General features: G+C 37.3%; 29 protein-coding genes. 4 read left to right on the top strand and 25 right to left on the bottom strand.

The features are described 5' to 3' along the window. The first annotated feature begins 15 nt into the window (after positions 1-15). On the top strand, positions 16-594 hold the full coding sequence (gene nadD, locus ACJJVM_RS07490) for a nicotinate (nicotinamide) nucleotide adenylyltransferase (protein WP_405211267.1): 579 nt from the start codon (positions 16-18) through the stop codon (positions 592-594). A gap of 5 nt (positions 595-599) precedes the next feature. After that, positions 600-929 (top strand): hypothetical protein, encoded by a 330-nt coding sequence (locus ACJJVM_RS07495; protein ID WP_405211268.1) that lies wholly within the window; start codon positions 600-602, stop codon positions 927-929. A gap of 97 nt (positions 930-1,026) precedes the next feature. On the opposite strand, the gene lysM is transcribed toward ACJJVM_RS07495, so the two are convergent. The 3 genes from lysM to dprA form a co-directional block, all read right to left on the bottom strand. Then, positions 1,027-1,527: a peptidoglycan-binding protein LysM gene (gene lysM, locus ACJJVM_RS07500; protein ID WP_035326359.1), complete on the bottom strand. Its 501-nt coding sequence runs from the start codon at positions 1,525-1,527 to the stop codon at positions 1,027-1,029. Between the two features lie 261 nt (positions 1,528-1,788). Beyond that, a complete protein-coding gene (locus ACJJVM_RS07505; RefSeq protein ID WP_298349893.1) occupies positions 1,789-2,748 on the bottom strand; it encodes a nicotinic acid mononucleotide adenyltransferase in 960 nt (319 codons plus the stop codon). Between the two features lie 91 nt (positions 2,749-2,839). Beyond that, on the bottom strand, positions 2,840-3,943 hold the full coding sequence (gene dprA / locus ACJJVM_RS07510; RefSeq protein WP_405211269.1) for a DNA-processing protein DprA: 1,104 nt from the start codon (positions 3,941-3,943) through the stop codon (positions 2,840-2,842). Between the two features lie 101 nt (positions 3,944-4,044). Between dprA and ACJJVM_RS07515 the strand changes: the two genes are divergently transcribed. Beyond that, entirely contained in the window at positions 4,045-4,980 is a 936-nt protein-coding gene (locus ACJJVM_RS07515; RefSeq protein WP_299149268.1) for an SPOR domain-containing protein, read from the top strand. 68 nt (positions 4,981-5,048) lie between these two features. Next, positions 5,049-5,558 carry an acyl-CoA thioesterase gene (locus ACJJVM_RS07520; RefSeq protein WP_035326344.1) on the top strand — a complete coding sequence of 170 codons (510 nt, stop codon included), beginning with the start codon at positions 5,049-5,051 and terminating at the stop codon, positions 5,556-5,558. Between the two features lie 51 nt (positions 5,559-5,609). Here ACJJVM_RS07520 and ACJJVM_RS07525 read toward each other — a convergent pair whose 3' ends face one another. The 22 genes from ACJJVM_RS07525 to ACJJVM_RS07630 all read right to left on the bottom strand — a co-directional run bounded on the left by ACJJVM_RS07525 (position 5,610) and on the right by ACJJVM_RS07630 (position 26,334). Beyond that, a complete protein-coding gene (locus ACJJVM_RS07525; protein ID WP_038598248.1) occupies positions 5,610-5,795 on the bottom strand; it encodes a CsbD family protein in 186 nt (61 codons plus the stop codon). A 111-nt stretch (positions 5,796-5,906) separates the two neighbouring features. Then, entirely contained in the window at positions 5,907-6,416 is a 510-nt protein-coding gene (locus ACJJVM_RS07530) for a hypothetical protein (RefSeq protein WP_405211270.1), read from the bottom strand. 115 nt (positions 6,417-6,531) lie between these two features. Continuing rightward, positions 6,532-7,764, bottom strand: coding sequence for a murein hydrolase activator EnvC family protein (locus ACJJVM_RS07535; RefSeq protein WP_405211271.1), 1,233 nt, complete (start codon positions 7,762-7,764; stop codon positions 6,532-6,534). Further along, positions 7,751-8,530 (bottom strand): DUF4292 domain-containing protein, encoded by a 780-nt coding sequence (locus tag ACJJVM_RS07540; protein WP_405211272.1) that lies wholly within the window; start codon positions 8,528-8,530, stop codon positions 7,751-7,753. The genes ACJJVM_RS07535 and ACJJVM_RS07540 overlap by 14 nt, the downstream gene beginning before the upstream one ends. A 2-nt stretch (positions 8,531-8,532) precedes the next feature. Then, a complete protein-coding gene (locus ACJJVM_RS07545) occupies positions 8,533-9,915 on the bottom strand; it encodes a tetratricopeptide repeat protein (protein WP_405211273.1) in 1,383 nt (460 codons plus the stop codon). 20 nt (positions 9,916-9,935) lie between these two features. Beyond that, the gene (locus tag ACJJVM_RS07550; protein WP_405211274.1) at positions 9,936-10,955 is read right to left on the bottom strand and encodes a sugar phosphate nucleotidyltransferase; all 1,020 of its coding nucleotides are present in this window, start codon (positions 10,953-10,955) and stop codon (positions 9,936-9,938) included. Positions 10,956-11,008: 53 nt separating this feature from the next. Beyond that, a complete protein-coding gene (dut, locus tag ACJJVM_RS07555; protein WP_038598233.1) occupies positions 11,009-11,443 on the bottom strand; it encodes a dUTP diphosphatase in 435 nt (144 codons plus the stop codon). 72 nt (positions 11,444-11,515) lie between these two features. Further along, a complete protein-coding gene (locus ACJJVM_RS07560) occupies positions 11,516-12,979 on the bottom strand; it encodes a lipopolysaccharide biosynthesis protein (protein WP_405211275.1) in 1,464 nt (487 codons plus the stop codon). A 47-nt stretch (positions 12,980-13,026) separates the two neighbouring features. Further along, complete coding sequence (locus ACJJVM_RS07565; protein WP_405211276.1) at positions 13,027-13,548, bottom strand: hypothetical protein; 522 nt, start codon at positions 13,546-13,548, stop codon at positions 13,027-13,029. Positions 13,549-13,886: 338 nt separating this feature from the next. Next, complete coding sequence (gene atpG, locus ACJJVM_RS07570) at positions 13,887-14,750, bottom strand: ATP synthase F1 subunit gamma (protein WP_035326320.1); 864 nt, start codon at positions 14,748-14,750, stop codon at positions 13,887-13,889. A 121-nt stretch (positions 14,751-14,871) separates the two neighbouring features. Further along, complete coding sequence (atpA, locus tag ACJJVM_RS07575) at positions 14,872-16,449, bottom strand: F0F1 ATP synthase subunit alpha (protein ID WP_035326318.1); 1,578 nt, start codon at positions 16,447-16,449, stop codon at positions 14,872-14,874. A gap of 55 nt (positions 16,450-16,504) precedes the next feature. Then, complete coding sequence (locus ACJJVM_RS07580) at positions 16,505-17,575, bottom strand: hypothetical protein (RefSeq protein ID WP_405211277.1); 1,071 nt, start codon at positions 17,573-17,575, stop codon at positions 16,505-16,507. A gap of 2 nt (positions 17,576-17,577) precedes the next feature. Next, positions 17,578-18,114 (bottom strand): ATP synthase F1 subunit delta, encoded by a 537-nt coding sequence (atpH, locus tag ACJJVM_RS07585; RefSeq protein ID WP_035326316.1) that lies wholly within the window; start codon positions 18,112-18,114, stop codon positions 17,578-17,580. 22 nt (positions 18,115-18,136) lie between these two features. Continuing rightward, on the bottom strand, positions 18,137-18,637 hold the full coding sequence (locus ACJJVM_RS07590) for a F0F1 ATP synthase subunit B (protein WP_035326314.1): 501 nt from the start codon (positions 18,635-18,637) through the stop codon (positions 18,137-18,139). A 98-nt stretch (positions 18,638-18,735) separates the two neighbouring features. Next, a complete protein-coding gene (gene atpE / locus ACJJVM_RS07595; RefSeq protein WP_269465683.1) occupies positions 18,736-18,960 on the bottom strand; it encodes an ATP synthase F0 subunit C in 225 nt (74 codons plus the stop codon). A 40-nt stretch (positions 18,961-19,000) separates the two neighbouring features. Continuing rightward, on the bottom strand, positions 19,001-20,179 hold the full coding sequence (gene atpB / locus ACJJVM_RS07600) for a F0F1 ATP synthase subunit A (protein ID WP_298349859.1): 1,179 nt from the start codon (positions 20,177-20,179) through the stop codon (positions 19,001-19,003). An 86-nt stretch (positions 20,180-20,265) separates the two neighbouring features. Then, positions 20,266-20,667 carry a DUF6168 family protein gene (locus tag ACJJVM_RS07605; protein ID WP_405211278.1) on the bottom strand — a complete coding sequence of 134 codons (402 nt, stop codon included), beginning with the start codon at positions 20,665-20,667 and terminating at the stop codon, positions 20,266-20,268. Continuing rightward, positions 20,668-20,883, bottom strand: coding sequence for an AtpZ/AtpI family protein (locus tag ACJJVM_RS07610; protein WP_298349857.1), 216 nt, complete (start codon positions 20,881-20,883; stop codon positions 20,668-20,670). Next, the gene (locus ACJJVM_RS07615) at positions 20,852-21,256 is read right to left on the bottom strand and encodes a polymer-forming cytoskeletal protein (RefSeq protein ID WP_035326305.1); all 405 of its coding nucleotides are present in this window, start codon (positions 21,254-21,256) and stop codon (positions 20,852-20,854) included. Before ACJJVM_RS07615 ends, ACJJVM_RS07610 begins: the two co-directional genes overlap by 32 nt. Before the next feature lie 24 nt (positions 21,257-21,280). Further along, positions 21,281-23,818 (bottom strand): tetratricopeptide repeat protein, encoded by a 2,538-nt coding sequence (locus ACJJVM_RS07620; RefSeq protein WP_405211279.1) that lies wholly within the window; start codon positions 23,816-23,818, stop codon positions 21,281-21,283. 325 nt (positions 23,819-24,143) lie between these two features. Beyond that, entirely contained in the window at positions 24,144-24,857 is a 714-nt protein-coding gene (locus tag ACJJVM_RS07625) for an ABC transporter ATP-binding protein (protein ID WP_299149292.1), read from the bottom strand. 7 nt (positions 24,858-24,864) lie between these two features. Then, on the bottom strand, positions 24,865-26,334 hold the full coding sequence (locus ACJJVM_RS07630) for a DUF5687 family protein (protein WP_405211280.1): 1,470 nt from the start codon (positions 26,332-26,334) through the stop codon (positions 24,865-24,867). Positions 26,335-26,366: the final 32 nt, after the last annotated feature.

Here is a 26,366-nt window from a genome sequence, read left to right on the forward strand (position 1 = left end):
AAAACTTACTATCCCTTGAAAATAGGTCTATACTTTGGAACTTTTAACCCTATACACATAGGGCATCTTGCTATTGCAAATCATATGGCAGAGTATAGTGATCTAGATAAAATCTGGATGGTTATCACGCCTCACAACCCTTTTAAGAAGAAGAGTAGTCTTCTTAACAATCACCATCGTTACCAGATGGTAATGGAGGCTGTAGAGCATTATGATAAAATCGAGCCAAGTAATATTGAGTTTGACTTACCACAGCCTAACTATACGGTATTCACGCTAGCTCATCTAGAAGAAAAGTATCCTCAGCACGAGTTTTGTTTAATAATGGGTGAGGACAACCTTAAAAGCCTTCATAAGTGGAAAAATTATGAAGTTATTCTTGAGCGTCACGACATCTATGTATACCCTAGAATCTCTGAAGGTACGGTTGAAACACAGTTTGATAATCACCCAAAGATTCACAAAGTAGACGCTCCTATAATGGAGATTTCATCTACAATGATACGTAAGGCGATTAAGGAGGATAAAAACATACGACCACTACTTCCTCCAGAAGTTTACACCTTCATAGACGAGATGAGTTTTTATAGATAATCCTGATGCCTAAAAGAGATCTCACCGACCAAAATGCAAAAGAAGCCACTTACTACGGGCTTATGATGGTTGTGTCTTTCCTAGTATATTTTATATTAAACAGAGTTATTAAATCAAGTAATGACTTACCTGATTTTTTAACAGGTTTTGCCACGGCAATATTTATTGTTTCCAGTGTCTTTACAATTATAAAGTACGTCAAGGCTCGAAAAGAACCTCATAATGCTCACCTGGGTAAAGCAAAATTCTTTGCAGGGCTCGCTGTGGTATTCTGGGTGTTAGTCTTAATGAATATGAGCAAAGAGGTTCTGAACATTTTTGGTTCATTAAACTAGATGAATTTATTACATAAAAAAAGAACAAACATTCCAGACTATCGCCCTTCATATTTGTTCTTTTAATTAGTCTATAATCGCGCTTGAGCGCTTTCTTTTATTTCTCTAAGTGAGGAATACGTAATACTTGACCTGGATAAATTAAATCTACGTCTTTAAGCATAGGCTTATTTGCTTCAAAAATTTGTGGGTACTTCATTGGGTCTCCGTACATCGCTTTTGAGATCTTACTTAAAGAATCTCCTTTTTCTACAGTATAAAAACGAGCTTCTGGCTCTGGGTTCTCTACAGTAAGTCTATCGTCTACCGTTGCAATACCTGTAGAGTTTCCTACTACAAGGATTACCTTTTCTTTAGTAGCTTGGTCGTGTGCACTACCTGCAACAACAGCTACATCACCATCTATAGATATATCTAGATCATCTACATCTAGACCAAGGTCACTAATAGTTTCTGCCATATTACTTGCTGCTTTTGCATTTTCCATTGCAATCTTTTCTTCAGCTACCGCTGCTGCTTCTGCCGCCTCTTCTTCTTCTGTTTTTCCTATTCCGAATACTTTTGCTCCGGCATTTTTAATAAATGAAAATAATCCCATAATTATAATTTTTAGTTAGTGTTTTTATTGTGTAGTCAATTTACAAAAAAGTAGGTGTTTATACGGTATTGTTAAGAGGAGTTTGGCAATAATAATCTTCTAGTACATTAGTCTTCATTTTTATGCATTATATCTATAGAAATAATGCTTTCTTAAAACAGAAAACCCTTACGCTAAGTAACACTTAGGTAAGGGTTTTCCAACTAAATAACCAACCAAAAAATCTTTATGCGTCACACTGTGGTTGTACAGTGCTCCTTTTTATTTTAACGCTTTTGCTTTTTTCGCCTTGAGCGCTTCTATTTCTTTTTTAATTTCTGATGTCTTCTTACGTAACTTAGGTAAGGTTTTAGACTTCCCATCTTCTGAGGTTCTAAACTCTATATACCCTCTACCTCTAAACTGATAGGTAGTACCTGTAGTTACTTGATATAACTCTATGGTCTCGTCATCTATAACGGTAAGGTCAAAGAACTCATTGTCTGGAAAATTATAATCTAGTGTTAAAGTTTTTAGGTAAAAATCACCAGGTACATCATCTACATCATAAATCCCATCATAGTCCCAGTATATATTATTTACTGGTGTACCATTACCATCTTCAGAGCTTCTAAAGTTGCCAGAAACCCCTGCTGGTAAAAACTGTAAGTAGTTCTCATTATCAAAAGGATTAATCTCACCTTCTTGACTCGTATATATTTTTTCCCAAGCCTCAAACTCTTGTAAGAAGTAGTGTATGTTATTGTAAAACACTAAGTCATAGTCAAAGGTGTTGCGCTGGTAACCTACCAGTATATATCTCGCTCCTGTAGACGGGTGATATAATTCTATCTCATTACCAGATAACTGGCGTACGTCAAAGCTGTAGTCTCCATCTAAATCGTGATAAGCATCTAGCTCAAAACCAAAGGTATCATAGCTACCTACATCTATCCCAAACCCGGCTCCATTGTACCCTAAACCAGAAAGGTTATTATTTGCAAAAATATTTCCTCCTCTAAAAGAAACTGTAAATGCCTTTTGTAAAAATGGTACAACTATATTTCCAGATGAGGCATCTATATCTACATACCAAATCTCATAATCTGTTAATACTTGATTAAGTGTAGGTCCATTATTAACCTCTACATATGGATCTACTTCTACAATCGCCTCTGTATAACACGAAGTAAACAAAATGGCGACGAGCGCTACTGCAATAAAATGTTTGATCGTTTTCATACTGTTTGTTTTTGGATTCCCTTAACAGTATTCAAACCACGTGCCAAAAATTCAATTAACTCAAAATCAGCTACTTAAATATATTATGTTACTAGATAATTTCAAAGAGTTTCCCAGGGAGAGGCCTTATTACTGCTTTTAATTCCATTTGTAATAAGATGCTTGCAATCTTGTAAGTGGGCAATTTACAATTAAGAGCGATGATGTCCATAAGCTCTTTGCCATTGTCTTTTAAGAAGCGCCATACCAGTTTTTCTTCATCTGTAAGTTCTACAAAAAGTTGTTTTTGGATCACGGGAGCTTGTTCTTGCTCTAGTTTCCAGCCCAGTATATAAATAAGATCTGCAGCACTAGTCATAAGATTTGCTCGCTGCTGTTTTATGAGATTATTACAACCTAAGCTCTGCTTATCTTCTGCCCTGCCCGGTACCGCAAACACGTCTCGATTATATCCATTTGCAAAGTCTGCAGTCACAAGAGAACCTCCTTTCTCTGCAGATTCTATAACGATAGTCGCCTCAGACAGCCCAGCAATAATACGGTTGCGCTGTAAGAAGTTAGTATGTACAAAACTGCTCTTACTCCAGAAGTCTGTAACAAAACCACCATTTGCCTCTACATCGCTCATATACTTAGCGTGCACCTTGGGGTAAATTTGATTAAGCCCGTGAGCCAGTACACCTACATTTTGCAATCCGTGCTCAATACACGCTTTATGTGTGGTAATATCTACCCCATAAGCAAAGCCAGAGATAATAAGCGGATTTAAGGGAGCCAAATCTTTAATGAGCTTTTTTATAAAATGCTCCCCATAGGTGGTAATCTTTCTAGTCCCTACAATGCTTATAATTCTTCTATTATTCCAGTTTATGTTTCCTCTAGAAAATAGCAGCACTGGTCCATCTAGACAGTGTTTAAGGCGTTGTGGGTATTGCTCATCTGTAAATGCACAGACGTTTATGTTGTTATCTTGTATGAATTTTAATTCCGCTTTCGCGAAAGCGTGATACTCCTCATTACCAAAAGCTTTAAGTTTATGCTCACCTATGCCATCTATCTTAAGCAATGTGCTCTTTTTCTGTTCTAAAACCGCCGTAGCCGAACCAAAGTGCTGAAGCAGTTTTTTTATAGAACCATCACCCAGATTTGGTGTGTATTGTAAGGTAAGAAGTGCGAGTAATTCTTTTTCTGTCATTAATGCTTGAAATTGAGGCTACTAAGTAACAACTATTATATCTGTTAATAAAATATATCTCGCCTTGTTGCGTGACTAGACATTTTGACTATTTTTGAGTTATGCAGTTAGACCAATACATAAGTGACCTTTTATACAGATATGAGTGTGTAATTTTACCAGGTTTTGGGGCTTTTTTGACTCAAATCCAAAGTGCGCAAATACACGCCACTACACACGCTTTTTATCCGCCTAAAAAGAAATTGTCATTTAATGCACAACTTACAGACAGTGATGGTTTACTGGCAAACTATATTGCAAAGACAGAGATGATTCCTCATAGTGAGGCGAGTAATCGTATTAAAACCTACGTGCGCTTTCTTTATGACAACCTGCATAAGGGAGAGTCACAAACGCTTACAAACATAGGTACACTATCTCTAGACACAGAGAGTAGATTACAGTTTGAGCCATCATATCACCTCAACTATCTTACAGATTCTTTTGGTCTATCTTCTTTTACCTCGCCAGAGATTATGCGAGAAGTTTATAAAGAAGAAGTTACTGCACTTGAGGAGACAACACCTATTGCTTTTACACCAGAACGTAAGGCAAGTAACTCTTGGCTTAAGTATGCAGCAGCAGCGGTTATCGCCTTTGGCGTTCTTGGAGCGGCTAGCTTTAACTATGTTCAAGATGTAAAAGAGCATAACTATGTGGCACAAGAGCAAGCAAGAGAGCAGCTAGAAGATAAGATACAAGAAGCGACTTTTGTTATCCCTAATCCTTTACCAGCTATACAGCTGTCACTTACAAAGCCTGCAGGTAATTATCACATTGTAGCGGGCGCCTTCCGTATGGAAGAAAATGCCCAGAAGCGTGTAGACCAGCTTACAGAAAAAGGATATAAAGCTCGTACCATAGGGACTAACAAGTATGGACTGCATCAAGTAGTATACGGAAGCTTTACAGACTCTCAAGAAGCACTTTCAGAACTTAGAGCAATACGCAAGACAGATAATCAAGATGCTTGGTTACTTGTACAAAGTATCGATTAATACTCTTTATACATTTTACTGTTTCCCTTTTCTACTTTGGTGTACCTTTGCGCCAAAATTGAATATCTATGGATTCACGCACACCAAGCGACTCAAAAACAATACTTACAGATCTTGTACTGCCAAGTGAGACTAACCCACTGGGTAATCTTTTTGGAGGTGAGCTACTTGCTCGTATGGATAGAGCAGCTAGTATTGCTGCAAGACGTCACTCACGTCGTATCGTTGTTACAGCATCTGTAAATCACGTAGCTTTTAATAGAATGATTGCTCTAGGGAGCGTTGTTACTGTAGAAGCAAAGATTTCTAGAGCATTTAAAACATCTATGGAAGTCATTATAGATGTATGGATAGAAGATCGCGAGAGCGGCCTTAAAACGCAAGCAAACGAGGCGATTTACACCTTTGTGGCAGTAGATGAGCAAGGACAGCCTGTACCAGTACCTCAAGTTGTACCAGAATCTGATCTTGAGAAACAGCGTTATGATGCAGCCTTACGCCGTAAACAACTATCACTTGTGCTTGCAGGCAAGATGAAACCTGCAGAAGCAACAGAGCTCAAAGCATTATTTATATAACATAAAAAAGCCTCCATAATGGAGGCTTTTTTTATTTGTATCTATGGGCTATTACCACTTTTCTATTTCTTCTTTAATAGCCTCTTTTGTTTTTCCTGTTTTTTCTTGAATACGGCCTAGAACCTCATCCATCTTTCCATCTGCAAAGGTCTCATCATTATCAAAATGCTTACCATATTTCTGTTTGAAATCTCCTTTTACTTGATTCCACTTTCCTTCTAATTCTGTCGAGTTCATAATCTTTCTTTTTAAGTTCACCACTAATTTACTCACAATGAGATGTCTATTGTAATAAGACTGTATTAAAAAGTGTTATGGTTGTGCTAAAGTTTACAAGCCTAGAAAACACTAAAATTTTATACCTGTTCTTAATCTAATAGGGTGCGATAGCTCGTAGCTTACTGCAGGCGCAGCACTATTTTGATATACGGGTGCCATAAACTGAATACCTGCATCCCACTCTGGTGTAAATTGCACATCTATTCCCATAGTAGGGGCAAACTCTGTAAACATAAGCCCGCTGGTGTCAAGCCCTCTCACTACTTGCCCTTGTACACCCAGGTATGCACTTATACCCTTTGTGGCTTGATATCTAAAAATAAGAGGAAACTCGACCACCTCGTCATTACCTACACGTGACCTTGATATCCCACCCTGTAAGCTAGACTTATAACCTAAAGATGTCCCCACAAGTAGCGTGCGTGTTTGATCATAAAATTCTTTATTGGGTTCTCCTACATTACTAGGTAGCGCACCTATTGCGTTTAGAGAAAAACGAGGTTCTGCCGTGGTTGTGGTGTTTTGAGCACTAATAATTGAAGCGAATAAAATTAAGAGCAAGAGGATAAGATGTTTCATAGCCCTAAATTTAAAACTTATGTAACTCGCTTGTGTTAAGCTTATTACAAAAAATTATAAATGAAATGCCAAATGATACTTAGAAGTACGCTTTCGCGAAAGCGTAAACCAGCAGCTATCGTCTACTTATCCATTGTGTAGGGTTGAGCTTGGTCTGGTTTTTACTTACCCTAAATTTAAGAATGCTCTTGCCTGTAAATGCATTACGAGAGACTTCACCTAGTAGCTGTTTAAGAGTTACTTTTTGACCCAGTTTTACTTTAATATTTTTAAGATTAAAATAGGTGGTAAGATAATCACCGTGCCTTATGATAATAGCAATGTTTGCTCCCTTTGCGTCTTGTATAGAAGTTACCTCTCCCTCAAAGATGGCTCTTACGGTAGCATTTTCTGTAGTTTCTATATCTACACCACTATTGCTTAAAGTAATCCCGGGTAAGGTAGGGTGTGCAGACTTACCGTAAGGTCTTACCACGCGGCCACGCTCTACTGGCCATATGAGTCTACCTTTATTACTAGAAAACTCTTTTGCGAGTGTAACCTCTGCTGGTGTGAGGGCAAATGTCTTACTGCTTGTAGATTTACCTGCTTTTTTATTACTGGCAGCAATAGCATCTGCAATGAGCTTATCTATCTGTCTATCTATACGATCTGCCTCCTTTTGTTTCTTTTTGATCTGAGCGATATAGGTACTAGACTCTTTACGTATTTCTTTTATGAGTAGATCCTGGCGTTGCTTTTCTTTATCTAGTTCCTTTTTTGCTGTTCTATTTTCGACAATGAGGGTTTCTTTGTCTGCTTTTTGCTTGACTAGTTTTTTATTAGTCTCTTGTATAAGTATTGTGCGTTCCTTGATTTGCTCACCTTGCTTCTTGCGGTAGTTTGCATACTGCTTCATATACTGCACACGCTTGTAAGCTTGCTTAAAATCTTCACTAGAGAGTAAGAACATCACCCTGCTTTGCCCGCTCTTACTTTTATACGATTTGCGTATCATCTCACCATAATCTTCTTTTAATATGGCGAGCTCCTTACGGAGGTTTTCCATCTTTACGAGATTTTCATTAATCTCTCTTGACAATAAATTGGCTTGACTATTTGTAACTCGTATGAGATCTGAGCGTAGTCTTATCTGGGTGTCCAGATCTTCTACTTGGGTAAGAATAGATATTTCTTTTTTCTTATTTGTTTCGCGTAAGCGCTGCAACTGTCGCATTTCCCTTTTAAGAGCCTCACGACGCTGTTCTAGTTGCTTTTGCTTTGCAGACTGACCAAAAGCCGCTTGCGTAGCAAAGAGCATCATAAAAACACTCAGAAGAGCTATATATATGCGCCTATCTCTTTGCATCTAGCTTTATTTCTTCATATCCAGAAGGAATACTAAACGGCATACGCACCTCTCCATCTAAATCTATATCACGAAACTCGATTTGTACCTCTGACTGGTTGCGACCATCATCTGCAAGAATATCTAGCGAAAATGGGAAGGTCTTACTTCCTATCTGTTTGTAATTTCCATATGCGATATCTAAAGTCCCGTTACCATCTGTTTGCTCTATGCGCTGTTCTTGCGTGACAAAATTTTGAGTAGCAATCCCAAAGAAGATGAGTGCCTCCTTGAGTTGCTTTTTTGGTGTGACCTCATAACCCGTTTGCGTTTCTTTAAAGGTATACTTTCCCTCTCTTAGGTCATAAACAGTTTGTCCCGTAAGCAATCGCTGTAACTGATAAAAATCTATATCTACTCCTAAGTACTGACTAAGAAATGTAAAGTCTCCATCAAAATATTGATTATTGAGCTTGTCGTAAAATTGTACCTTTTGTGGTGTAATCAAGGCGCGAGCACCAGAAAAACCAATGAGTGACGCGTTTAGCCAGATTTTTTTGTCTTTTTCTATACGTATCGTAAGTGTTACTGTAGGCTTTGATCCTTTCTTATCTCTGTACTTTATCTTGGTACGGGCATCTAGCGTTTTATAAGTGAGTGCATTGTTGTAATACTCAGTAATAAGTCGTTTTGCAGAGACATCTTCGGCAGTACTAGTACTCGCTGCTTTTTTTGCACCACAACTTGCGAGAGCAACTAATAAAATAATGTAAACGAGCTTTCTCATTATTATCCTTGCGCTTTTAATTGTTCTACTTTATTGTAGTATTTACTTGCTGTAGAAGCCTTACCGTCTCCTTTATGTGCATCGCCCAGTTGCTGGTAAAAATCTATTTCCATCTTTACATCATCTATCACATAATCTACACCTAGTTCAAGTTGATCTATGGCTGCTTTAAATTTACCTTGATTATTAAGTGCGACTCCATAAGTAAGGTATAATAGCGGCTGTGATGGATAAAGGTCTAGTGCATTTGCAGCAATCTCTTCGGCATCTTTAAAGCTTCCAGAGTCCAAAAGTAAAAGGCTTGTGTTTTTAATAAGCTCGAGATTTTCTGGATCACTTTGTAAAGCTTTCTTTAGATATGGCAGTGCCTTATCCTTACTTCCTTTTTTAATGTAATAAGAAGCTAATTCTTGATAAATATTAGAATCTCCCACCTGTGTGTCAAAAACTGCAATGGCTTTTTCTAACTGCGGTTCATATTGTGGGTTACCGTTTACAAATAGCACAAAGTCATTAAGCACGCGATGCTTTGCTGCGGCACTCATACGAGTACTTTCCAGTACTTTTTGCATAGAGCTTATGGCCTCGTCTATTTTATTATCATTGAGATTAAACTTATACAGAGCTAGGTGTACCTCATCTGCATATGGGTTTACCTTTTGAAGTTCTAGAGCGGTTTCATAAGCTTTTTGCGTATTTCCTTGCTCGCTATAAAGCAATATGAGTTTAAGATACTCTGCTTCACTTTTAGGGTTTGAGGCTATATTTTTCTCTATAGCTTTTACCTGCCTAGATGTATCTCCAGAGAGTAGATACAATCTGTTTTTTAATCTATCACGATATATATCTGTACCTATTTCTTCATCAAGCTCATCTATAAGATCTAGCGCCTCGTTATATCTTTTTGTGCTTGTATAGATACGTGCTAGATCTTCTTTATACTGCACGTCAAAATTAATGAGATTTTTTACTGTAGTCTCAGCAGCATCATAATCTCGCTGCTGGAAGTAGACTTCATATAGTGCTTCTAGTACATCTTCATTATTTGGCTCGAGTTCTAAAAACTTATTAAAATCTAAAGCAGCCTCATCATACTTTTTTAAGAATACGTGATTTTTACCTCGCTCAAAATATAAAATAGGATGACTAGATGGTGACATTGAGATACACTTGTTAAGCTCCATAATGGCACGCTCATAATTCTCAATTCCCTTTTGTTTTAATGCTTCAAAGAAAGATGTCTGAAAATCGTCTGAAACATTACCTAGGTCATCTACATTCTCATCTGCAAAAGGATTTGCTTCTTTTAAGAATTGCCCATACGCACGATCCTTTACTAGTGTAAAAGCGATCGTGAGTATGAGTATGTAGATTCCTTTTTTCATTAAATATGATTATATAAAACTTATTTCATCACCGTGTAATCCCCTAAACTTACGCGTGTGTGCTCTCCATTATATTGTACTTTATTACCTATCATCGCTTCTGTCCACTGTGCGTTTTTTATCACACTATCTTGCTGGATTAAGCTGTGACTTATGGTACTATCTTCAATAGTTGTGCCAGCTCCTATCGCAACACCTGGACCTATGGTACAATTTTTAAGAACTACATTTTCGCCAATGAAACAAGGCTCAATAATAGTTGAATTTTCATTTACCACAGTGTCTGCTATGAGTTGCTCTTCCTTCTCATCGTGTAAGAACTGTAACATCTTAGAATTAGTATCTATGGCAACCTCTTTATTACCACAATCCATCCACTCATCTACGGTTCCAGTTTTGAAAATACGACCTTCTGCCATCATTTTCTTAATACCATCGTTAATCTGATACTCACCTCCATTCATAAGGTTTTCATCAAGAACTTCTTGAAGCTTCTCTTTAAGAACGGCTACATCCTTAAAATAATATATACCTATCACCGCTTGATCAGACACAAAAGTTTCTGGCTTCTCTACAAGCTCTACAATCTCATCTTTCTCATTAAGTTTTACAACTCCGTAAGCTTCTGGGTTAGGCACTTTCTTAGTCCAGATTACACTATCTGCCTCTGGATCTAGTTCCAGGTCTGCGCGTATAAGTGCATCTGCATATGCGATTACCGCAGGACCACTTAAAGAAGGCTCTGCACTCATAATAGCGTGACCAGTTCCTAATGGCGCTCCCTGGCGATAAATAGATGCTTTTGCTCCAAGACTCTCTGCAAGCTCTTCAAGTTGTGCAATTACAGCATCACCAAAAAATGTAGGGTCTCCTAGTACAAAAGCAATCTCGTCTATAGGTTGCTTTAAGATCTTTGCAATATCTCTTACAAGTCTGTGCACAATAGGCGCTCCCGCTACGGGAATTAGTGGTTTTGGTATTGTTAAACTATGTGGTCGCAATCTAGAGCCTAGACCGGCCATTGGTACTATTATTTTCATTTATATAAATTTTTCTATAATAAGGTTGCTATTATGTTGCTAGGTGTCATTTCTTATTTTACCCCAGTACTCCCAAAACCGCCTTCACCACGATCTGTACTTGAGAGTTCTGTTACTTCTTCCCATTGCCCTTGCTCGTGCTTTGCAATGACCATCTGTGCAATGCGCTCTCCATTTTCAATTGTAAACGGTTCATTAGATAGGTTTACAAGGATTACTCCCACTTCTCCTCTATAATCTGCATCTATGGTTCCAGGAGCATTGAGCACAGTCACGCCCTTTTTTGCAGCTAGGCCACTACGTGGTCTTACTTGAGCCTCTACACCTACTGGTAGCTCCATAAATATCCCGGTAGGAACAATAGCTCTTTCTAACGGTCCTATCGTGATTGACTCTGTGATATTTGCACGCAAATCCATTCCTGCGCTAGCAATGGTCTCATAATGAGGGAGTGCGTGTGCACTTTTATTTATAACCTTTATTTTCATTTGTTCTTCTTTCTAACTTATTCTCGTACTGAGATACTATTATTTTTTAAGTACGCTTTCGCGAAAGCGTACTCATCTTCTTTTTAATATACGCAAGAGTAGCTCTTTTTCGCGGAAGCTTATTACACCAATTAATAATACGGTCATTGCCGCTCCTACAAGATACAGTCTCAAGCTACCCACGCCAAAGTAATCTCTAAATCCATAAAAATATAGACTAGACAATGCGATACTTAATACGAGGTACAAAAGTATATTTTTTAGATCATAAGGGATTGCTAAATGTTTGCGACCCATTATATACGATGTGACCATCATCAAGGTGTATGCTGCACAGGTAGCGATGGCACTGGCTAGATATCCTATTTTTGGGATGAGTAAGACATTTATCACTATGGTAAGTAATGCCCCTGCAACCGAAATATAAGCGCCATATCTTGTCTTATCTGTTACTTTATACCAGACAGATAGCGTTTGATAAACTCCAAAAAACAGGTATGCTACGAGAATGAGTGGCACGATGTTCATTCCTTCCCAATATTCTTCTCCATCAAGCAAAATAACTTTTACAACATCTACGAGGACCACATAAGCAAATAGCGCTACAGAGCCTAAGACTACGAATGCCTTTGTAATTTGAGCATACATAGCCTGTGCATTTTCATTTTTTGCTTCGCTAAAAAAGAAAGGTTCAATCCCTATTCTAAATGCCGTAGCAAACAGTGTCATACCAATAGATAATTTATAGCAAGCGGCGTAAATAGCCACTTCTCCTTTGGCGATGTCTTCTGGTAGTAACTTTTCTAATAAAATCTTATCAAAAGATTCATTTACAGCAAAGGCAAGACCTGCAATAAGTACGGGCGCACCGTAGGCAAGCATTTTTTTAAATAAAATCGTATCAAAAGACCATCTTGTAAAATAGGGCTTTATCACGATAAGTAGTATCAAAAAACTAGGTATGCAAAATGCAATAAATGCAAGCTCAATTTTATCTGTGGGTAAATAACTGTTTATACTATCTAACTGCGGTAGCCACACAAGAAATACCACAGATAATCCTGTAGAAATAACAACGTTAAGTAACTTTATAAGTGCATAGCGCATACTCTTATTTTGAGCTCGCATATATGCAAAGGGTATTACCGCAAGCGTGTCAAACGCTATAACTAAAATCACCCATCTCCAGTATTGCGCAGGAACATCAGATATACTTGAGAGTGCATCTATCCCAGTAAATGCTATAATAACAAATAGAATGGTAGACCCTAGCAAACCAAGTAAAGAGGTTGATAGTGTTTTTTTAGTATGCCGTTCATCATTAAAAAACCTAAAAAAAGCTGTCTCCATACCATAAGTAAGCAGCACGTTAAAAATCATTATATATGAAAACACAATAGTCATCTCTCCAAAAGCATCTGTATCTGGCAAGTAACCAGTATACAATCGCGTTAATAGAGCCGTGAGAACTCTAGGCAAAACTGTTGCCAGGCCATAAATAAACGTGTGTTTAAAAAGATTTTTAAGAGCGCTCAAAGAGGAAGGAATTTATAGGCTAAAAATACAGAAATTAACCCTAGTATCTAGTAGCCATTTCCTCTTGGTCGTTGTTGTGGGTAGGCTTTTGAGTCGCGCTCCTTTATGTTAGACAAGATACAGTACTTCACAACCCCATTATCTTTATAGATAAGCCCTGCTTGATCATTTGTAAGGGCAAATGGAAATGTATCATTTATCACTGGAGGTGTGTTTACAGCTTCTTCATTTACATTATTAGACATCACAACATCCTGATCTAAGCCTTTATCTGTTCTAAACCGTGCAACATAACCTGTATTAGATTTCATAAGTCTACCTGCGCTTTCGCGAAAGAAGATTTTCTCCATTGTAATCGTTGTAGCTACCTCTGTAGGGATATAAAACTCAATACCCGTACCACCACCCTGCACACCGGCAACATACGTATTATAATGAGCGGCTACAGAAGCAAATGAAGGTGTGGACAAGGTCATTGTTTCTTGATTTTCTATAGATGAGGCAGACTTGCATTGCGTTAATAACAAAGAACTAACTGCTAGGCTCAAAACTGTAAATAGTTTATACATATGATGGTTGTTTATGAGTAATATACAAATCTCATTCCAAGATACGATAGTAAACAACAATTAGACTTCGTCTTACAAAAGAAAACCTCGAGATCATAGACACCTCGAGGTTTACACTCAAACCAAAATAATTGTGAAGAAAGAATTTAAATATAACTAGCTTCATAAATAAATAGGTGAAAACCGATAATCGTTTACTCTATTATCACCCGTAAAACGGGTCGATATTTTAAAAGAGACTCATTTAAAACGTACCTACACCACGTTTCAATTAGGCATAAAAAAATCCCGAATCATTTGATTCGGGATTTTTTTATAATGAAAGTAATTGCTACTTATTAGTTATTTAAAGCTTCTGCACCACCTACAATCTCGAGTATCTCGTTTGTAATAGCCGCTTGACGTGCTTTGTTATATTGCAACTTAAGTGCATCTCTAAGCTCTGTTGCGTTATCTGTTGCTTTGTGCATCGCAGTCATACGTGCACCGTGTTCTGATGCTACAGAGTCTCTTATACCTTTAAAAAGCTGTGTCTTTAATGCTTTAGGAATTAATCCTTCTACAATCTCTTCTTTAGACGGCTCAAAGATATAATCTGCAGTGGCAGTTGTTTCTTCTTGTACGGTTGCTACGATAGGTAGAAACTGCTCAGGAGTAACAATTTGCGTTGCTGCATTTTTAAACTTGTTGTAAATGATGTCTATACGGTCATATTCACCAGCTTCAAAACGAGCCATTAAATCTTCTGCAATAGCTGATACGTTATCAAAAGTAAGATCATCGTAAATATCATTGTTATTTTCGATTACCTTAAAAGTCTTACCAAGTATAGCATCTGCTTTTTTACCTAAGGTTACTAGGTGCACTTCTTTGCCAGCATACTTTGCAGCAACACGTGCATTTACACCTTTAATAATGTTTGTATTAAAAGCTCCTGCAAGACCTCTGTTTGATGAAATAGCTACAATAAGTACCTTATTAATCTCACGATCTTCTGCGAGTTTGCTTCCAGAATCTCCTTCTAGCGTTGCACTTAAGTTCTGTAAAAGCTCAGTAAGCTTATCAGAATATGGGCGCATTGCTGTAATTGCATCTTGTGCTTTCTTCAACTTTGCAGCAGATACCATTTTCATAGCACTAGTAATCTGCATCGTAGAAGATACTGATGAAATTCTGTTTCTTATTTCCTTTAAGTTTGCCATCTTGTATAAATTCCCGTGTTTACAAGTAAGACTTGCTAGGCACGATTTGTCTTTAATTTTGACAAGTCTCCCGCTTGCGCGGGAGTTGTTGAATTATATTTTTCGCGAAAGCGAAATTCTACTAGTTATAGTTAGCAGATAGGTCTTTTGCTACTGCTACAAGTGTATCTGTAACTTCATCTGTAAGCTTTCCAGACTTAAGTGTATCAAGGATACCTCTGTGCTTTGCGTTTAAGAACTCGATATATTCTGCTTCAAATTCTTTAACTCTGTTTACAGGCACGTCACGTAATAAGTTTTTAGATCCTGCATAAATAATTGCAATTTGATCCTCTACTGTAAATGGCGTGTTTTCTGCTTGCTTAAGTATCTCTACGTTACGCTTTCCTTTTTCAATTACGTTAAGGGTAGCAGCATCTAGATCTGATCCAAACTTTGCAAACGCTTCTAGTTCACGGAAAGCAGCTTGATCAAGCTTAAGTGTACCAGATACTTTCTTCATTGACTTAATCTGTGCGTTACCTCCTACACGTGATACCGAGATACCTACGTTAATAGCTGGACGTACACCAGAGTTAAATAAATCTCCATCTAAGAAGATCTGCCCGTCTGTAATAGAAATTACGTTTGTAGGGATATAAGCAGATACGTCACCCGCTTGTGTCTCAATGATAGGAAGTGCAGTAAGTGATCCTCCTCCTTTTACGATAGGTTTAAGACTATCTGGAAGATCATTCATTGTTTTTGCAATAGCATCATCATTAATCACCTTTGCAGCACGCTCAAGTAATCTAGAGTGTAAGAAGAATACATCTCCAGGGTATGCCTCACGTCCCGGTGGACGACGAAGAAGAAGTGATACCTCACGGTATGCAACTGCTTGCTTAGATAAATCATCATAAATGATTAATGCAGGACGACCTGTATCTCTAAAGTACTCTCCAATTGCAGCTCCTGCAAATGGTGCATATACTTGCATTGCTGCAGGATCTGATGCATTTGCCGCTACGATAGTTGTGTATGCCATTGCTCCAGCATCTTCTAGTACCTGTGCAATAAGTGCAACAGTAGAAGCCTTTTGTCCAATAGCTACATATATACAGTGTACTGGCTCACCAGCATCGTAAAATTCTTTTTGGTTAAGGATAGTGTCAATACAAACAGTAGACTTACCTGTCTGACGGTCACCAATTACAAGCTCACGCTGTCCTCTACCTACTGGTATCATAGCATCAATTGCCTTAATACCTGTTTGTAATGGCTCTGTTACTGGCTCACGAAAAACAACACCAGGCGCTTTACGCTCAAGTGGCATCTCATAAGTTTCTCCAGCGATAGGCCCCTTTCCATCAATAGGAAGACCTAACGTGTTTACCACACGTCCAGTAATACCCTCACCTACCTGGATAGATGCGATACGTTGTGTACGTTTTACGGTATCACCTTCTTTAATAGATGAAGAAGTACCTAAGAGTACAACCCCTACGTTATCTTCTTCAAGGTTAAGAACAATTGCCTCAAGACCGCTTTCAAACTCTACAAGCTCACCATATTGTGCGTTTGCAAGTCCGTAAATACGAGCGATACCATCACCCACAGTTAGTACTGTTCCTACTTCGTCAAGGGAAGCTGTTGCTTCAAAACCTGAAAGTTGTTTCTTTAATATTGCCGAAACTTCTGCTGGTTTAACTTCTGCCATTTTAAACTATTTATAGTACGCTTTCGCGAAAATTTAACCTTCTTGTTTAATTCTATTATTTATTGCAAGTCGAGTTATAGTATTTCATAACATCTAATGCTGTACTCTCAGCTGAAAAATCTGCTGTATCAAACTTGCTCATATCACAATCAAGATACTTTGCTAGTTTTTCTATATTCTTATCTTTATTGCTCGTGTTGAATAAGTATCCTTTTGATTCACTACTAATTTTAATAGCATATCCTCCAGTCTCGTAGTCTTTTACAATTGCAACACCACTTTTTAATGCTATAATTTTATGAAAAGCTGCAGTATTAAAACCAATCGCTCCGAGTGCTCCGGCCATTCCCCCTTTAAGTTGAAGTCCGTAATAGCACTCCATATCATCACCTACTTCTACACAAAAACGACTATTTGATTCAGCATTAACGCCTAAAAAACGCTTTGTTTCAGCAACACCCTTTTCTAAAGAAAACAATCGCAAATAAGTACCCTCTTCTTCTGGGTTATATTTTAGAACAGTATGTCCACTTTTTTGAAAAGCATTATCATCAAAAATCATAGTAATTACACCTTCCTTTTTTTCCTCTCCTACGATAACGAAACCCTTTCTAGCATAGATGTTTATATCATCTTTTTCAAGAGCCGTAACCTGATCTGCATTTAAAGCATCAGCTTTTTTATTCTTACCACTATATTCATCTTCAAGATTAGGTCGGTCTACAGACATAAACTCTGCAAAGGCTTGCATATCTAAACCTTCCATCGTCAACATCTTAAAATCCAAAAACATACTTTGAACTAAACCTTTTCTAAAATTGAGAGAGAATTTAAGGTCTTCCAATTTCACATCAGACTTTTTTGAAGCGTCTTCATTTTTAAAAGTGACCCACTGCCTACGAGTTTCACTTCCCGCGAAAGTTTTTGCCGTATAGGTAACGATTATTTTTTTTGACTTATCCTTGAGGTCAGTAAAAACTGTATTGTAATTATCTCCATCATATGCTGCTATTGCAACACCATCCACGAGGACTTGACCTTTTTTTAGTTTGAATTTCTGAGCACTTGCCTGAAACCCTAACAAAAGGAAAAGAATAGAAACTAAACTAAAAGTCCTCAGATTCATATTTATAGACTGTTACTAAATTCTCTTTTTAACTTGCCTAACTGGCTAGCGATACTTGCATTGTACTGTGTATCACCTACTCTTAATACAAAACCACCTATGATGCTCTCATCAATCTCGTTTGTAAGAGTTACGTTCGTGCTTCCTGTAAGCTCTTTTACTTTTGCAAGAACCTTAGTCTCCAGTTCTGGAGTTAAAGCTACTGCCGTAGTTACTGTAGCACTCTCAATCTTATTGCTTTTATTGTACTCTGCAATAAAACTATCTGCCACACCACCTAGTAAATTTGCTCTACTATTATCTACAAGAACATCTACAAGACCTAAGGTCTCTTTTGTACCGTCTGTAAATACCTGACGTAATACAGCGCGCTTATCGTCTGCTTTTATTACAGGACTGTTTAAGGCATTGCGAAGTTCTTTACTTCCTTCAATAGTAGCCTTTACAGATTTCATATCATTTAAAACTGCCTCTACAGATCCATTATCTTTTGCAAGATCTAGTACTGCTTTTGCATATCGTATTGCTGCTCTACTCATAGTGATAGCGGCTTAAAATCTGTTAGTTTAATGTTGCTTGACCTAGCATCTTGTCTACAAGACCTAGTTGCTTTTCTTTATCAGAAAGCTCATTTTTTACAACTTTCTCTGCAATCTCTACAGAAAGTGCTGCAACCTGACCTTTAAGATCTGCGATAGCGCTCTTACGCTCTGCCTCAATAGCTGCTTGTGCTTGAGCTACCATTTTATCTGCAGCGTCTTTTGCTTCTACCTTTGCGTCATCTATCATTTTAGTCTTCATCTCACGAGCTTCCTTAAGCATCGCTTCACGCTCTGCTCTAGCTTCTTTTAAAAGCTTCTCGTTATCTGCTTGAAGACTTGCCATCTCTTTCTTTGCATTTTCTGCAGCATCAAGAGCTCCTTGTATTCCTTCTTCACGCTCATTAAGTGCGCTCATAATAGGTTTCCAAGCAAATTTTACCATAAGGAAAATAAGCAATAAGAAAAGGATTGTTTGTTTTACAAACAGGTCAAGTGAAAAATTCTCTAATAATTGTTCCATCTCAAAAGTGGTTCTGTGTTCTTATAATCTTTGTTTAATTAAATTCAACTCCTGTAACCAACCGTTACAGGAAGTTGAATTTTTAGAGTTGATCTGGATTAAGCTCCTAATATAAGCGCTCCAAATGCAAGTCCTTCTAAAAGTGCAGCAACGATAATCATCGCAGTCTGGATTTTACCAGCAGCCTCAGGCTGACGAGCAATTCCTTCCATTGCAGCTCCACCAATCTTACCAAGACCGATACCACCTCCAATTACTACTAGACCAGCTCCTACTAAATTTGGGAACATTGGTGCTACTTCTTGTACTAATGCTAAAGACATAATAGTGTATATAAAAAATTAAACAAATAAAAATTCTTAATTAAGTGAAGTTCTTACGGATAACTTCAGTGTCCTCAATCTCCTCTCCTAGCTCGTCGTGCAGCTCCTCATCGTGATGATCATCTGCAACTGCCATACCTATAAATAGTGCAGAGAGTGTTGTAAATATATAAGCTTGTAAGAATGCTACTAGCACCTCAATAAGCATTATGAATAATGATAAAAATAACGATACAATAGTAGACCCTGTTGCAGATAAGCTTTCTTGCATAAGAATACCTACCGCTACAAGACTCATTACAACCGTGTGACCTGCAGTAATGTTTGCAAACAGACGTACTAATAATGAAAATGGCTTAATAACTAGTGTACCTATAAGTTCTATAATACCTAGTAATGGTCTAAACACATAAGGAATACCTGGCATCCATAACATATGCCCCCAGAAGTGCTTATTACCACTAAACACATAAATTACTAATGTAATAACAGCTAGTGCCGCTGTAACAGCTATCTGACCTGTAACATTAAATCCGAATGGCATTAAACCTACAAGGTTAAGTATCCAAATAAAGAAGAATACAGTAAGAAGGTATCCAGTAAATTTTCTATAGCTCTCACCAATGTTTGGCTTAGCAATTTCATCACGTACATAAACCACTAGTGGCTCAAGTACACGTCCAAATCCAGTAGGAACTTGTTTGTTTTTGTATTGTCTTGCTAGTCTTGAGAACCAAAACAGCATTAATAAACCTATAAGTAATATCCCGAAGACACTCTTTGTGATAGATAAATCAAAAGGCTTTGAAGCATTTACTGCGTGGTGCTCTTCATCAAACTGAACGGCAGTCTCACCAGCGTTAAGCTCATATATTCTACTATGAAGTTTTACAAAGCGGCTATCACCTTTTTCTACAACGACAGTTCCGTCATCATCGTGGTGAAACTCTGAAGACATAAAAGCTGTAAAGCCATTTTCTCCCCATAACATTACTGGTAAAGGAAAACCCCAGTGATGCTCAACTCCATTATCATCAAAAGTTGAGAATAAATGGAAGTCGTGAGAGTCCTTTAAGTGATGTTGTATGTACTCATTAATCTCCGTTCTTGTATTAACAGGATCACCCTTTTTTGCTCCATCTTTTCCGTAAACAGAAAAAGAAGTCAAAAGCACAAGAACTAATGTTAAAAATGAAATCGATTTTGATGCTATTTTCATTCCAATATTTTCAATAAATGACGTGGCCTAAAATTCTGTGCAAAAGTACTCATTTTCTTGAAAATAAAACAGATTTCGTAATTATTTCAATTTTGAGTCTCTCTATTCAAGATTTTCACAATAACAATTACCTCATAAAAGATAAATATGAAGATGGGTAACAGTAGAGAAACACTGTCTATCTTACTCAAATCAGGTCCAAAAAAAATAACATCTCTAAAAAGAACACAAAAGAATAAAACTTTTACCGCCATAGATCCTAAGTATAAAAAACCTAGTTGATCTTTAAATTCTTTTGTGAGCGAGGCAAGTAGCTCAAAGACTACAACAAGTATATAAGATGCTATTGCTTGATATAGATAAACACTCCATAAACTGTATGGATGATATATCTCAAATTTTAATGTGAGATAATGGTGAACGTTATAACTAATGAGAAATAAGCTTATAACACCCAGTGTATAAAGAATTAATTTTTTGATCAACACTTATTTATTGAGACGCATTACCCCTTTTATGACGAAGTAGATAGAAAGAAAAATAGCAAAGAGTGTAACTGTTTTTTCTAAGAATGTAGTTTCAAACTTTTGATCCAGCCATATGCCTAATAGATTACCTAAGTATATAGTCACACCCATTTGTAAGGCAATGGTAGAAAACCGCGCCCAGTTTTTAAGCGGAGCGTTCTCCTTTTCCTTTGGCATTAGATAGCGATTTAAGGTTGCCTTTCATCTCACAAGATGCATTAAAGGTTGCCCCAGGCTCTACGGCAAGCTTACCAGTAATAACCTCTCCCTCAATATGTGCAGAAGTCTTTATAGAGAGTAAATTTTTTATCTCTAATCTACCTACAATTTTACCCTCTACATCTGCATCATTGCAAATAACTGTACCGGTTACAACACCTGTTTTACCTATTACAATCTTATTTGGCGCTGTAATATTACCCTCTATTACACCATCTATACGAAAACCTCCTTCTGAGGTAACATCTCCCTTAAGAGTTGTACCCTGGCTTATGCGGTTTTGTTGATTTGTAAGAGCAGGTCCTTTTCCTTTTTTGTTATCTGAAAACATTTGTAAGGGGGTTTATATTTAATCTCATTTTGTTTTTTGTGCCTTATAAGCATCAAAGTTTTTATGTACTTGGATGATCTTATAATTTTCTGAAGCAATAATGGTATTAGGTCTTGTAATTCTTACTTGATCATTTACTGCAAGTAATTCAACAAGGCCTTCGGCTTGATTTCTACTGTCTAAAAAGTGTATTACTACAAAAGACTCTTTCTCATTATATACATCTATAGAGGTAGAAAACTGTGTGTAGCCTATTTTTTCAAAGCTCTCTACAAGTCTCCTCTGAAAATCGCGCGCTCCCTGCACGTCAGAACTTGTAAAGGAGTATAGCACCTTATAGTTTATAGAAATTGCCTCGTCATCAAAGTTTTCAAACTTCATTGTAGGCAAAGCGTTGCGCAATAAGTTTTGAGCTTTCTTACCCTCTTCTGTACGTGGGTAGGTAAGTGCTACATAATTAAGGCTCTCTTTGTAAGCATCATACCCCTTGTATCTACCCAATACGGTTGCTTTAAGCAGTTCAAATTTAGGCAAATATGGATCTCCATAAAGTTGATCAATTTTTACTTCTAGGTCTGAGAGAAGACCTGCATATTCTTGGTTTTGAAAACGCTTGTATAAACCTTTATAAATTTCTTCTGGAGCCTCTGCATCTGCTTCAAGTGCTGTATTAGGATTATTTATTCTTGTAGCATAACGAGAGTCTGGATACTTTGTGGTGATCTCGTTTTTATAGGTTTCCGCTTTCGCGAAAGCGTCCATAGATTCATACACTTGATACAAGTTATAGGTAGCTGGCAACACAAGCTTCTCATCAGGTTTGAAACTTAATAGCTTTTCTAAACGATTTGCCGCCAAAGGATATTCTTTAAATTTTTCTTTATAAATAAGTCCTAGCTGAAAGTATGCAAAGTCACGCTCTTTAATAAGGCTATCTATTTGAGTTCTATCCCTAGGCAGTGTTGCAATATAGTCTTGTGCTGTTTTCTTTTGTGTCTCCTCTTCTTCTTGAAGTGCTACCGGCAAGAGTCCTCCGTTACTAGCTGGAGTTTGTTTTGATGAGAGGCGCCATCCATCTGCTAGTCTTCTTTTACCCCATCTACGCTCAAAGGCTTGCTTACCATAAGATACGGCCACATCATTATAGAAGTAAAATTCACCAGCTGTAGCTTGTGTTTTTTTACGAGCACTAGTACTACTATTAAAAAACTCGTTATTACGTATTTTATCTACTCTAGCAATAGAGTCTGCAGCTTCCTTTGCTTTAAGCTCTGCTATATACTTGTCAAAATATGCCGTTAGATCATCTTCAGACATTGTAACTAGCGAAATTATACTGTCATTACGAAGGGTAAGATCTTCATATGCAATAACATCTGTAAGGTTATCACGCTTCTTTTTTACAGACCTATACTCTCTTGTACGGTCGCTTATTTTACCCAGCATACTATCATAATAAGCACCAGCAGTTTTATATGCGGCTTGCTCAAAATTATAGTCTGCAAGTGCGAGATAATCTCGTGACACAAGATAGTTATCTGTGCTAGTCTCCCTTAATGACTTATTATAATTTGCAATAGCAGAGTCTTCTTTACCTAGGCTCATATAATAGGCCGCCTTTGTGTAATATATTTTATCTAAAAATGGTCTATTCTCTCTATTGCTTACCATTTTATCTAGACGCTCTCTTAGTGCAAGAGTATCTTCTGTAGTAAGGTCACTACTACGTATTTGCTCTAGATGTGCATTAATATGATACTTGCGCGGTATCTTTCTATTAAGGTCTATCACTTCTTGAAAGGCAAGGTTTGCACTATCTTTTTTATCTAGACGATTATATAGCTGCCCCTTTATATAATTATAACGACCTCTTTCTTCATACTTACGAGTAAGGTCTGATGCTTCTTTTATATAAATGAGAGCACTATCTGGTTTGTTTAGATTAAGGTAGGCCTGCGCAAGCATTGCTTTTGCATCTGCAATGTCTTGGTTTTTGAGATTTTTCTCTACTTTAAAAATCTTATTGAGATTCTCTATAGCAATCTCATTATTTTCTAGCCTGATGTTTGTCTTTTCCTTCCAGACTTTTGCCTGAGCGATATTGTTACTCTTAGGGTAATATGCAAGTACGTAATTAAAAGCTTCGAGTGCTGGGACAAATTGCTGGTCAAAATATCTTGCTTTTCCTAGTAGTAAGAAGGCTTCATCCATTTGTGGGTTGCGCTCTTCTCCATCTATTTTCATAGAGTGGCGCTGTATGGCTTTAATTGCTTTTTCCTCTGCTCTTACAAAGTTAGGATCTCTGTTCTCTTCACCTAGAGCCGTGTTTTCTTCAAAAGATATACGCTCTATAGGTAATACCTCCCAGTAGTTATCATTAAAGGTTTGTATAAGTGCACTCTTACCTTCATCTAGGGCGACGTTACCATTATATAACGTATTGTACTCTGTGGTAACTGCGTGGTAGTTGCGACTTATAAATGAATCTTTCTTGCGAGAGCAGCTCGCAAGAATTAATACAAGAATACTTGTACAGAGGATACGTCTTAAGAGTATTGTCAAACCTGTTGTGTTTTTACTAAAAGGAACTGTAATTTACCCATTTTAGTATGGAAGCGTGTAAAAATACATTTCTTTTTGAAAAAACATAGATTTCCATCTTTTTATTAGGACTCTTCACGTCATATAGTGCCTTTGAGCAGATAATTTGTGGATGTCTTAAAAAAAAGTTAAGAAAATTCTAAAAAAAACCGCTGTTTTTTCGGTTGATACCTAGCACTTTAGTATTTTTACTGTTCAAGTTGCATAAACTTGAAGAATTAAGTTGGGGAACTTAGGAAATGGTCGCTTTATTGTGGCCATTTTTTTTTACCCCAACTTAAGGCTCTTACTCTACTACCACCTCATTACCAGCAAAGTAAGCCTCTAGGTCTTTAAGAGTTGCTGGAGAAGTCATAATATCTTTTACTAAAGTTCCTTTCTCTAACACCACAATACGCTCACAAACTTCTGTAACGTGCTGAAGATCGTGACTAGATACCAAGACAGTTACCTCTCTATCTGATGCCATCTTTTTTATAATTCCTTTTAAACGTATTTGCGTAGTAGGATCAAGATTTGCAAATGGCTCATCAAGTATAATTACATCTGGACTCCCTATTAATGTTGCTACAATACCTACCTTTTTTTGATTTCCTTTTGAAAGGTCACGTAAGTATTTACGTTTTCCTATAATCTCATCATTAAAAAAGTCTTCAAAAGTCGCGAGCAATGCATCTACATCTGCCTTATTTTCTCCTCTTAGATCTCCTATAAAATAAAAGTACTCTTCTGGAGTAAGGTATCCTATAAGGAATGACTCATCTATAAAGGAAGCCGTGTGTGTTTTCCAGTCTTCACTCTCATTTACTTTTACGCCTCCATTTTCTATATAACCTGTAGAAGGTTGTATAAGATCTAGCAGACAGCTAAAAAGCGTAGTCTTACCGGCTCCATTATTACCTACAAGTCCAAAAGATTGACCCCTTGGGATTTCAAAACCTTCAAGGTTAAGAACTGTAACTCCGTTATATGATTTTGACAAGTTGTGTACTGTGATCATCGTCTCTCTATTTTGTTTGTTTGTAAGCTGCAAGCGTTTTATACTTCTCAGTCTTGTATATTTTTATAATCTGGTCAAATACTTTGTCTCTAAAAGCAAAGCCTATAAGCCCTACTATAGCGACTAGTGCATAGCCCAAAGTAGGTCCTACCGTAAAGTGCCCTATCGCATAAAGTGCCATAGGTCCAAGCATTTTAGGTAAACTCACAAGCAGCGTTTTAAGGTTAAAAGAGCTCTTGTCTCCAAAGGCCTTTTTACCACTCTGTAAGTCTATGGGTGTTTTTATATAAGCGCCCCCTAGTAAAACAAGGTGTGCATTTATACCCATATTAAATATAGCTCCTACTAGTACTGCAATAAGTATATCCCACCCAAAATAAATATAGGGTATACATAATATGGCCGAAAAGAATGTTGCAATCACCACAAGTAACCACTTAGACTTTAAGTAATCTTTATAAGCAATATTTTGTGTCATCATAAGTGGGTAATAGGCACTATCCCAAGATGGAACAAATTGCCCAAAACTAAAGAGGAAACCACCACTCACAAATACAGCTGCAAACATCTTCCAGAAAGGACCATCATAAACCTCAACTGCACCCGTAAAAAAGAGCAACCCGTAAAACAAGAACATAACACTCATAAACACAGTAGTCTTAGAGCGTTTATTTCTCATTATAAGTCTAATATCATTTTTAAGAAAAGTAGACTGCTTCCCAAAACGATCTAGCCACCCTAAATCTCCACCACTTGCTTCACTCACCTTTTTTGCCAGCCCTGCATCTAGATATAATCTTGCAAGAAAGTACTTAAAAGCAACCGTTGCTACTGTAACAAGTAATGCTATAGGAAATATAACAGGCCACATATACTCATATAACCCTTGAAAAAACGGTTGTGTAAACCCTGTGATATCAAAATAGCCATAATACTGAGCAAAGCCTAAGGCAGCAAATAATGCTCCTACGCTCAACACAAGCCAAAGCTTATCATTTAAAAAGACATTAATAAAATTATTTGCATATATAAAGCAAAACATTGCCACGTGCCACGCAATCACACCTAGCGGATTAAAACCCTTTGCCAGTAAAACAATAGAAAATGGAATAAAGAAAAAAGCGTGCATCCAGTTCCAGAAGGCAAGCACCGTTTTACCAAGTGCAAACTTTACAATCTTAGTCTTTTTAAAAGGTAAAAGTAATAGCGGTTTGATATTTACCACAGGCATTTTTTGCCCCATATATCTTATTATAAGATCACCTACTATGTAGTAAATAACAAATGTATTTACGGTAGAGAAAGGCTCAAGGTCTGCCTTTTCAAGTATAAAATAAAGACCCACACCAGCACCTCCTAGGTATAAAACCATCATTAAGGCTCCAAAAACCATCAAAATTTTAAGTGCAAGGTTAGTCCCAAAAGCAGGACTTCTAAAAAATGCCTTCCACTCAAGGCTTACAAATTGTTTGACCATAATTTTCGGTTGTTTAGCGAGGTATAGGTATT

The sequence above is a fragment of the Dokdonia sp. Asnod2-E02 genome (genome assembly GCF_045063915.1).
Taxonomy (GTDB): domain Bacteria; phylum Bacteroidota; class Bacteroidia; order Flavobacteriales; family Flavobacteriaceae; genus Dokdonia.

Coding starts and splice junctions, on each gene's coding strand:
- ACJJVM_RS07495 (WP_405211268.1), top strand. CDS start 600: ATGCCTAAAAGAGATCTCACCGACCAAAATGCAAAAGAAGCCACTTAC.
- lysM (WP_035326359.1), bottom strand. CDS start 1,527: ATGGGATTATTTTCATTTATTAAAAATGCCGGAGCAAAAGTATTCGGA.
- ACJJVM_RS07505 (WP_298349893.1), bottom strand. CDS start 2,748: ATGAAAACGATCAAACATTTTATTGCAGTAGCGCTCGTCGCCATTTTG.
- dprA (WP_405211269.1), bottom strand. CDS start 3,943: ATGACAGAAAAAGAATTACTCGCACTTCTTACCTTACAATACACACCA.
- ACJJVM_RS07515 (WP_299149268.1), top strand. CDS start 4,045: ATGCAGTTAGACCAATACATAAGTGACCTTTTATACAGATATGAGTGT.
- ACJJVM_RS07520 (WP_035326344.1), top strand. CDS start 5,049: ATGGATTCACGCACACCAAGCGACTCAAAAACAATACTTACAGATCTT.
- ACJJVM_RS07525 (WP_038598248.1), bottom strand. CDS start 5,795: ATGAACTCGACAGAATTAGAAGGAAAGTGGAATCAAGTAAAAGGAGAT.
- ACJJVM_RS07530 (WP_405211270.1), bottom strand. CDS start 6,416: ATGAAACATCTTATCCTCTTGCTCTTAATTTTATTCGCTTCAATTATT.
- ACJJVM_RS07535 (WP_405211271.1), bottom strand. CDS start 7,764: ATGCAAAGAGATAGGCGCATATATATAGCTCTTCTGAGTGTTTTTATG.
- ACJJVM_RS07540 (WP_405211272.1), bottom strand. CDS start 8,530: ATGAGAAAGCTCGTTTACATTATTTTATTAGTTGCTCTCGCAAGTTGT.
- ACJJVM_RS07545 (WP_405211273.1), bottom strand. CDS start 9,915: ATGAAAAAAGGAATCTACATACTCATACTCACGATCGCTTTTACACTA.
- ACJJVM_RS07550 (WP_405211274.1), bottom strand. CDS start 10,955: ATGAAAATAATAGTACCAATGGCCGGTCTAGGCTCTAGATTGCGACCA.
- dut (WP_038598233.1), bottom strand. CDS start 11,443: ATGAAAATAAAGGTTATAAATAAAAGTGCACACGCACTCCCTCATTAT.
- ACJJVM_RS07565 (WP_405211276.1), bottom strand. CDS start 13,548: ATGTATAAACTATTTACAGTTTTGAGCCTAGCAGTTAGTTCTTTGTTA.
- atpG (WP_035326320.1), bottom strand. CDS start 14,750: ATGGCAAACTTAAAGGAAATAAGAAACAGAATTTCATCAGTATCTTCT.
- atpA (WP_035326318.1), bottom strand. CDS start 16,449: ATGGCAGAAGTTAAACCAGCAGAAGTTTCGGCAATATTAAAGAAACAA.
- ACJJVM_RS07580 (WP_405211277.1), bottom strand. CDS start 17,575: ATGAATCTGAGGACTTTTAGTTTAGTTTCTATTCTTTTCCTTTTGTTA.
- atpH (WP_035326316.1), bottom strand. CDS start 18,114: ATGAGTAGAGCAGCAATACGATATGCAAAAGCAGTACTAGATCTTGCA.
- ACJJVM_RS07590 (WP_035326314.1), bottom strand. CDS start 18,637: ATGGAACAATTATTAGAGAATTTTTCACTTGACCTGTTTGTAAAACAA.
- atpE (WP_269465683.1), bottom strand. CDS start 18,960: ATGTCTTTAGCATTAGTACAAGAAGTAGCACCAATGTTCCCAAATTTA.
- atpB (WP_298349859.1), bottom strand. CDS start 20,179: ATGAAAATAGCATCAAAATCGATTTCATTTTTAACATTAGTTCTTGTG.
- ACJJVM_RS07610 (WP_298349857.1), bottom strand. CDS start 20,883: ATGCCAAAGGAAAAGGAGAACGCTCCGCTTAAAAACTGGGCGCGGTTT.
- ACJJVM_RS07615 (WP_035326305.1), bottom strand. CDS start 21,256: ATGTTTTCAGATAACAAAAAAGGAAAAGGACCTGCTCTTACAAATCAA.
- ACJJVM_RS07625 (WP_299149292.1), bottom strand. CDS start 24,857: ATGATCACAGTACACAACTTGTCAAAATCATATAACGGAGTTACAGTT.
- ACJJVM_RS07630 (WP_405211280.1), bottom strand. CDS start 26,334: ATGGTCAAACAATTTGTAAGCCTTGAGTGGAAGGCATTTTTTAGAAGT.